This window comes from Nocardia sp. CWNU-33 (genome assembly GCF_046764895.1).
In the GTDB taxonomy this organism is placed as follows: Bacteria; Actinomycetota; Actinomycetes; order Mycobacteriales; family Mycobacteriaceae; genus Nocardia.
In genome coordinates this window covers 48,122-55,520 of sequence record NZ_JBKOQN010000039.1, presented here as the reverse complement: position 1 = coordinate 55,520, position 7,399 = coordinate 48,122, and the positions used below count along the sequence as shown (strand labels likewise).

Sequence of the window (7,399 nt, the reverse complement as noted above, 5' to 3'; positions counted from 1 at the left end):
CCAGAACGGCAGGGCGGCCACTCCTTCGAAACCACCCAGCGGCAAGAACTGATCAGCCACACCCCGCCGCCCTGGGCATTCAAGGCACCCGGCCCTGAACACCTACAACCTTATGGAGAACTGATGGCGGACAACGAATTCGGCTACACCGCCTGGGGCATGGACTGGGTTCGCCTTGCCGAGCCGATACGCCAGACCCGTCCCGAACCACTGCTCCCCCGAGCCCGCAGCATCGCCCGCAACAACGGCGTTCAGGCCACGATCGAGGGCCGCATCGTCCGCGGCGCCATCCACCGCGGCGGCCAGGCCTCGGTCACCCACGTCGAGGTGACGCCGCTGCCACGGGCCGCCGTCACCGCGATCGCGGAGATCATCACCGACCCGACGGTCCTCACCGACGACATGCACCGGGCACTCGTTACAGCGAGCGTCGCCACCGCGCCCGTGCTCGCAGGTACCGACTGCTCATGCTCGGCCCGTTCGGCCCGCTGCGTGCACGTCTTGGCGGTGTTCTACGAGGTCGCCCGCCGCGTCGACGAGAACCCGCGCCTCGCCCTCGAACTCCAGGGCTATTTCCGGCCGGCCCAGGATGCGGCGGCGACCACAGTGGAAGCACCGCGATGGGTGCCGATCAACACCCTCGACCCCGCCGGCTACTTCGGATCGCACCCGAGCTGACCGGCTGAGGTCGCGACCTTGGGGATTGCACTCGCTGTCGACGTATGAACCCGAAGACTCGCGGGGTGCCGTCGCCGATCTTCACGGGGTTCCTGGCCGATGGGCACGGAATCGGAAACTGCCTGCGCCGGTGTCGATCTCGATATCGGTGAAGCCGACCCTGGCGAGACGCTCCGCGGCATCTTGCGGGAGTACCGGCAGGCAGGTGTCGCTCAGGTGCATCAGGCGGAAGACTCGGGTGTCGAGTCCATCGCTGCCCGCGAACACCCCGCCCGGCTGCAGCACCCGGAACGCCTCGGCGAACAGTGCGTCCTGCTGCCGGACCGTCGGGACGTGGTGCAGCATGGTGAAGCACACCACGGTGTCGAATTCGCGGTCCGGCAGCGGCATTTCAGCGCCGTCGCCCTCGACCACGGTCATCGCGCCGCCGTGCCGGTCACGCAGGCGGTCGGCCAGTGCGGTGTCGATCTCGAGTCCGGTGAGGGTGCTGGTTCGCTCCAGCAGGGCGCGCACGTTCGCACCGTAGCCGGGGCCGATCTCCAGTGCGGAGGAACCGAGTTCGAGACCCGACAGCGCCCACGGAATGATCTTCGTCGCACTGGCCCGCTCCCACATCGCCGACCGGCAGAGGATTCGGTGGAAGTAATTCATCGCCATCAGCTCACGCTAGGGGCGCGCGGGCACGGCCACGACAGGCTACGGTGACACACTGTGTCGCAGAACGGCCAACCTTCGGTCTTCGGCCGATCCCTGGTGCTCCCGGCCACCGCCGGCGACACCGCGATGGTCTTCGGTGACCGCGTGCTGCCCGCAGGCCACTGGTTCGACACCCACGAGCATCCGCAGCATCAAATCGCCTGGGCCGCACGGGGTGTCCTCGTGGTCGAGATCGGCGACGGCCACTGGGTGCTGCCACCCACCCGGGCGCTGTGGATTCCCGGCAACACCGGGCACCGGACCGGGACCTCCGAGGGGGCCACAATGCACGGCATCTTCGTGGAACCGGACCGGTGTCCGGTCGCCTTCGGCGCGCCGACCATGCTGCGGGTCACCCGGCTCCTGCACGAATTGTTCGACCATCTCACCGCACCCGACACTGCCCCCGCGCCACGTCGCCGCGCGGAGGCAGTGGTTTTCGATCTGCTCGAACCGGTCGAGGTGATCCCGATCGGCGCGCATCCGCCGTCGGATCCACGAGCCAGGCAGGTGGCCGATGCGCTCGCCCGTGATCCGGCCGATGCTCGCACCCTCGGCCAGTTCGCCGTCCACGTGTCCGCCGCGCCGCGCACGCTGGCCAGACTGTTCGTCGCGGAGACCGGAATGAGCTTCGGCCAGTGGCGAACTCAGATCCGGCTTGCCGCCTCGCTGCCGCCGCTGGCCGCCGGCGTGCCGATCGCGCGGATCGCCGGGCGGGTCGGATACTCCACACCGAGTGCGTATGTTGCGGCGTTCCGGCGCGCGGTCGGCGTATCGCCCGGGCGCTACTTCGCGCGCTGATCAGGAGTTCGTACCGCCGTCGACGGTGAAGAACGCACCGGTGATACTGCGGCCGGTTTCCCCCGCGAGGAAGGTCACCATTGCGGCAATGTCGTCGGCAGTGCCGAAACGACCGAGCGCGGACAGTTCCCGCTGGTGGGCGGCATGGTCGCCGTCGGCCGGATTCATGTCCGTGTCGGTCGAGCCCGGCTGCACCAGGTTGACCGTGATGTTGCGCGGACCGAGTTCGCGCGCAAGCGCTTTGGTGAATCCGTTCAGCGCGGACTTGCTGAGGTTGTACAGCGAAAGCCCACCGAACGGCGCATGCTCGGACAAATTGGTGCCGATGCTGATGATGCGGCCGCCGTCGGTCATATGCGCCACCGCGGCCTGTGCGCCGACGAAAGCGGCGCGGGCGTGGATGTTGAGCGCGCGGTCGACCTCCGCCACCGTGAACTCCTCGAACGGTTTGGCCGGGAAGATGCCCGCATTGTTGACCAGCACATCGAGCCCGCCCAGTACGGCGGCGGTCCGGTCGACGGCGCCCTTGACATCGGCGGCGTCGGCGCTGTCGGCCTGAATCGCGATGGCCCGGCGACCGAGCGCCTCGATCTCGGCGACCACGGACTTCGCCAGCACATCGGCGCTCTGGTAGGTCAGTGCCACATCTGCACCGGCGGCGGCCAGCTGCCGCGCGATCGCGGCGCCGATCCCCCTGCTGCCACCGGTCACCAGCGCCACCTTGCCTGTCAGGTCCGACATTGTCGCTCCTCCAATTTCTGTGTCGATCAGTACATAAATAGCTAAGCGCATACCCGGGCCCGCGTCAAGGGGTATATTTAACGATCGACACAGAAAGGAGACCGCCATGGCGACCCGCGGACGCCCGCGTGCTTTCGACCGCACCGAAGCATTACGACGCGCCATGGAGGTGTTCTGGGAGCACGGCTACGAAGGTTCGTCGATGAGCGACCTCACCTCCGCGATGGGCATCAACTCACCGAGCCTGTACGCCGCATTCGGCGGTAAGGAAGCACTGTTCCGCGAGGCTATCTCGCTCTACGGGCAAACCGAAGGCGGCTACACCGACCGCGCCCTACGCGAGGAACCAACCGCCCGCGCCGGCATCGAGGCAATGCTGCGCGACAACGCGGTCGCCTACACCGTCGAGGACAAGCCGCACGGCTGCATGGTCGTGCTCGCGGGCTCCACCTACACCACCCGCAACGAGAGTGTGCGTGACTTCCTCATCGAAAAGCGGCGCGAGACAACCGAAAACATCCGCAGACGGCTCGATCGCGGTGTCGCCGAAGGCGATCTGGCCCCGACTGCCGACACCGCCGCACTGGCCAGCTTCTATACGACGGTCCTCTACGGGCTATCCATCCAGGCCCGCGACCGCGCCGATCTGGCCGAGCTGACACGGTCGATCGACTGTGCCATGGCGGCCTGGCCCGCCGACATCTCGGTGCCGAGCGCGCCATGAAGGACGCTCCGAACTACAGGCGCGGATCGTGCATCAGCCGAAAGCTGTGCAGCGCAGTCGAATCACCGATCGCGGTGAACTCCCGGCCGACCACCTCGACCGCCGAGATATCGCAGTCGTCGGCGATATCCTCGACCGACAGCCGCATCGGCCGATCGGCACGATGCCACGGCGTCACCGCGTACGCGGCATCCTCGACCGCCAGCATCACCCAGAGCGGAATGCGGCCGTCGGGCAGAACTCGGTAGTTGCGTGACACCCGGCGCTACTTCCTCCGCAGCGCCGCGATGCGCTCGACCAGCTGATCCGCTGTAGCCAAAGCTGTTGGCGGGCCGCCACATTCGCGGCGCAGCTCGCCATGGATGACGCCGTGCGGTTTGTTGGTGCGGTGATGGTGCATAGCGACGAGACTGTTGAGCTCGCGGCGCAGCTCGCCGAGCCGGTCGGCCGTCGCGACTCGCTGCGCCGCACTGGCGACCTGCGGGCCGGGGTCGGGGGTGCTCGACTCGCCGCGCTCGGCGATCTGTCTGGACTGGCGATCGCGCAACAACGCCCGCATCTGATCGGCGTCGAGCAGACCAGGGATGCCGAGATAGTCCGCCTCCTCGGCACTGCCCGCGATGGTGGCGGTGCCGAACGAAGAACCCTCGTAGATCACCTGATCGAGCTCGGCGTCGGCGGCCAGGGCGACAAACGGCTTCTCGTCCTCGCCCGGCTCGTCCTTCTGCTTGTTGGCATCGATCAGCAGCTCGTCGTCGAGGCCGTCCTTCTCCCGATGCGGCTTGCCGATGACGTGGTCGCGCTGCAACTCCAGCTGCGCGGCCAGATCCAGCAGCACCGGCACCGAGGGCAAGAACACGCTCGCGGTCTCACCCGGCTTGCGCGCACGCACGAAGCGGCCGACGGCCTGGGCAAAGTACAACGGGGTCGAGGCGCTCGTGGCGTACACGCCGACCGCGAGGCGCGGCACGTCGACGCCCTCGGACACCATCCGCACCGCGACCATCCACGGCTGGGTGTTATTGCTGAACTCGGCGATCCGCTTGGAGGAGTCGGGATCATCCGACAACACCACCGCGGGCCGCTCCCCCGAGATGTGCTCCAGCAGTTCGGCATAGTCGCGGGCGCGCTCCTGATCGGTGGCGATCACCAACCCGCCCGCGTCGGGCATGCCGGAGGTGCGTTTCTGCCGCAGGCGGGTGTCGGCGGCGCGCAGCACCGCGGAAATCCAGTCGCCGGCCGGGTCCAGCGCGGTACGCCAAGCGCGTGCGGTGTGCTCGGCGCTCAGCGGCTCGCCGAGGCGCGCAGTGTATTCCTCGCCCGCACTGTCGCGCCAGTGTGCCTCGCCGGAGTACGCGAGGAACACCACCGGCCGCACCACGCCGTCGGCGAGCGCCTCGGCGTAACCGTAGGCGTGGTCGGCGCGCGAACGCGGGAACCCACCCTCGTCGGGTTCATAGGTGACGAACGGGATCTGACTGTCGTCGCTGCGGAACGGGGTACCGGTCAGCGCGAGTCTTCGGGTGGCATCGCCATAAGCCTCGGCGGTCGCGTCACCCCAGGTCTTGGCGTCGCCCGCATGGTGGATCTCATCGAGAATCACCAGGGTCTTGCGGTTCTCGGTGCGCACCCGATGTCGGGAAGGATGCGAGGCAACCTGCGCGTAGGTGACCACGACACCGTGGTAGTCGCCGGAGGTGCCGCCCGTCGCGTTGGAGAATCGCGAATCCAGCGCGATGCCGACCCGGTTCGCGGCCTGCGCCCACTGGTGCTTCAGGTGCTCGGTCGGCGCGACAACGGTGATCTGGTCGACGGTGCGGTCGGCGAGCAACTCTGCGGCGACCCGCAGTGCGAAGGTGGTCTTACCCGCGCCGGGGGTGGCAACCGCGAGAAAGTCCCGAGGCTTGGTCGTCAGATATTTCGTCAGTGCGCGACGCTGCCACGCACGGAGCGAACCACCTGAAACCGTGGCGCTCGATGCTTCCGAATCGCCCGGCGTTGCCGCTTCTCCCGCCACAGCGGCGCCCGACCCAGTCACGCAGAAGACCCTACTGGCCCGGTAGGGCGTGTCGCCAAACCGACGCGGCCGAGGCGACCGGCATCACATATCGACCCTGGAGTTCCCGCCGCGTTCACCTGCCGCACGCCGACACATTGCACCGTCGAAGCGGTGCCGAACCGACTTGTGCGGGATGCTGTAGAGACCATGACCGACGACAGTGCCCTATCGAGCGCCACCACCGCTATCCACAGCGGCGGCGGCGCTGAACCCGTCGGGGGGGCCCGCTATGTCCGCGGCACGGCCGCCTGGCTGGCGCGCGCGGGCCGGCAGAGCGGCAGGCTCGTCGCCCGCGTCGCGGTGAAGGCATGGAACGATTCCATATTCGCGAAGTCCGCGGCCGCGGCGTTCTGGCAGACGATGTCGCTGGCGCCGCTGCTGCTCGGTGTGCTCGGCAGCCTCGGCTACGTCGGCGAGTGGTTCGGGCCCGACACGGTGGAGATCGTCGAGCAGAAGATCATCGCGTTCAGCCGGGATCTGTTCAGCACAACCGTGGTGTCGGACCTGATCGAGCCGACGGTCACCGATGTGCTCGGGCGCGGGCGGGCCGCCTTCGTGTCGGTGGGTTTCGTGTTGTCGCTGTGGGCGGGATCCTCGGCGATGGCGACCTTCGTCGACTCCATCGTCGAGGCGCACGGACAGCAGGATGCCCGGCATCCGGTGTGGCAGCGGATCTTCGCGTTGCTGCTGTATGTGCTGTTCCTGATCGCGGCGGTGTTCATCCTGCCGCTGATCGCACTCGGACCGACGCTGATCGGGCGAGCATTACCGGACTCGTGGCGCGAGCCGGGACTGCGCTTGATCGACTCGTTCTACTACCCAGGTGTCGGCTTGCTGCTGATCATCGGCCTCACCACGCTCTACAAGCTGGCATTGCACCGATCGCTGCCGTGGCACCGGCTCTTCGGCGGGGCCCTGGTCGCGGGTGTGTTCTTCATGGCCGCCAGCGAGGGATTGCGCCGATATCTGTCATGGGTGACCAAGACCGGTGTCAGTTACGGCGCACTCGCCACCCCGATCGCGTTCCTACTGTTCACGTTCTTCCTCGGGTTCGCGGTGATCCTCGGCGCGGAATTCAATGCCACGGTCCAGGAGTTCTGGCCTGCCGGCAGCACCCGCATCGATCAGATGAAGGAGTGGCTGTCCAACCAGATTCTCGGTGATGTGGCGGATGACGAAGAGCCGGCCGCCGACGTTCCCGCCTCGGACACCGCGAGCGCCGATACCGAATCCGCGCCGAATCGCGCGGCGGAGACAGAATCCGTGCGCCTATCGAAGACGCCGCGGCCCGAGACAGCACAAAGCCCCGAGCCGAACTCGGGGCCGCAGGCACGATCGAATACCCGGACGGCATCGATCACGACGCCGCCGGGTGGGGCCGACTCGACTCAGTCGCCCTTGCGTAGCCCGTCGTAGACCTTCTTGCACTCGGGGCACACCGGCGAACCGGGCTTCGCGGAGCGGGTTACCGGGAAGACCTCGCCGCACAGCGCAACCACGTGGGTGCCCATGACGGCGCTCTCGGCGATCTTGTTCTTCTTCACATAGTGGAAGAACTTCGGGGTGTCGTCGCCCGTCGTCTCGTCGGTAGTCGTGTCCGGGCGAACCAGAGTCTCGGTACTCACGGATTCCATGATGCCGCATCCGCGCGCGAGTGGCCGAACACGGTGGCGGCACAACTCGCTGACCAGGTCATGTGC

9 protein-coding genes are annotated in these 7,399 nt (G+C 67.6%); 4 read left to right on the top strand and 5 right to left on the bottom strand.

Translation table 11 applies throughout. The features are described 5' to 3' along the window. The coding region (locus ACLMAL_RS33820; protein ID WP_412002784.1) for an SWIM zinc finger family protein at positions 1 to 678 on the top strand (678 nt) is incomplete at its 5' end. Between the two features lie 81 nt (positions 679 to 759). Here the strand turns inward: ACLMAL_RS33820 and ACLMAL_RS33815 are convergent. Then, complete coding sequence (locus ACLMAL_RS33815; RefSeq protein WP_412002783.1) at positions 760 to 1,335, bottom strand: class I SAM-dependent methyltransferase; 576 nt, start codon at positions 1,333 to 1,335, stop codon at positions 760 to 762. A 54-nt stretch (positions 1,336 to 1,389) separates the two neighbouring features. Between ACLMAL_RS33815 and ACLMAL_RS33810 the strand changes: the two genes are divergently transcribed. After that, entirely contained in the window at positions 1,390 to 2,175 is a 786-nt protein-coding gene (locus ACLMAL_RS33810; RefSeq protein WP_412002782.1) for an AraC family transcriptional regulator, read from the top strand. On the opposite strand, the gene ACLMAL_RS33805 is transcribed toward ACLMAL_RS33810, so the two are convergent. Then, a complete protein-coding gene (locus ACLMAL_RS33805) occupies positions 2,176 to 2,916 on the bottom strand; it encodes an SDR family NAD(P)-dependent oxidoreductase (protein ID WP_412002781.1) in 741 nt (246 codons plus the stop codon). 106 nt (positions 2,917 to 3,022) lie between these two features. Here ACLMAL_RS33805 and ACLMAL_RS33800 point away from each other — a divergent pair, with 106 nt between their 5' ends. Next, entirely contained in the window at positions 3,023 to 3,640 is a 618-nt protein-coding gene (locus ACLMAL_RS33800; protein ID WP_406231263.1) for a TetR/AcrR family transcriptional regulator, read from the top strand. 13 nt (positions 3,641 to 3,653) lie between these two features. Here the strand turns inward: ACLMAL_RS33800 and ACLMAL_RS33795 are convergent, their stop codons facing one another. Next, the gene (locus tag ACLMAL_RS33795) at positions 3,654 to 3,899 is read right to left on the bottom strand and encodes a hypothetical protein (RefSeq protein WP_328403533.1); all 246 of its coding nucleotides are present in this window, start codon (positions 3,897 to 3,899) and stop codon (positions 3,654 to 3,656) included. Between the two features lie 6 nt (positions 3,900 to 3,905). Continuing rightward, complete coding sequence (locus ACLMAL_RS33790; protein WP_412002786.1) at positions 3,906 to 5,657, bottom strand: DEAD/DEAH box helicase; 1,752 nt, start codon at positions 5,655 to 5,657, stop codon at positions 3,906 to 3,908. 189 nt (positions 5,658 to 5,846) lie between these two features. Between ACLMAL_RS33790 and ACLMAL_RS33785 the strand changes: the two genes are divergently transcribed. Beyond that, positions 5,847 to 7,115, top strand: a complete 1,269-nt coding sequence (locus ACLMAL_RS33785) for a YihY/virulence factor BrkB family protein (protein WP_412002780.1) — start codon at positions 5,847 to 5,849, stop codon at positions 7,113 to 7,115. Here ACLMAL_RS33785 and ACLMAL_RS33780 read toward each other — a convergent pair. Further along, entirely contained in the window at positions 7,088 to 7,324 is a 237-nt protein-coding gene (locus ACLMAL_RS33780; RefSeq protein WP_328403537.1) for a DUF3039 domain-containing protein, read from the bottom strand. The two genes, ACLMAL_RS33785 and ACLMAL_RS33780, sit on opposite strands and share 28 nt — an antisense overlap. Between the last annotated feature and the right edge of the window lie 75 nt (positions 7,325 to 7,399).

Coding starts and splice junctions, on each gene's coding strand:
- ACLMAL_RS33815 (WP_412002783.1), bottom strand. CDS start 1,335: ATGGCGATGAATTACTTCCACCGAATCCTCTGCCGGTCGGCGATGTGG.
- ACLMAL_RS33805 (WP_412002781.1), bottom strand. CDS start 2,916: ATGTCGGACCTGACAGGCAAGGTGGCGCTGGTGACCGGTGGCAGCAGG.
- ACLMAL_RS33800 (WP_406231263.1), top strand. CDS start 3,023: ATGGCGACCCGCGGACGCCCGCGTGCTTTCGACCGCACCGAAGCATTA.
- ACLMAL_RS33785 (WP_412002780.1), top strand. CDS start 5,847: ATGACCGACGACAGTGCCCTATCGAGCGCCACCACCGCTATCCACAGC.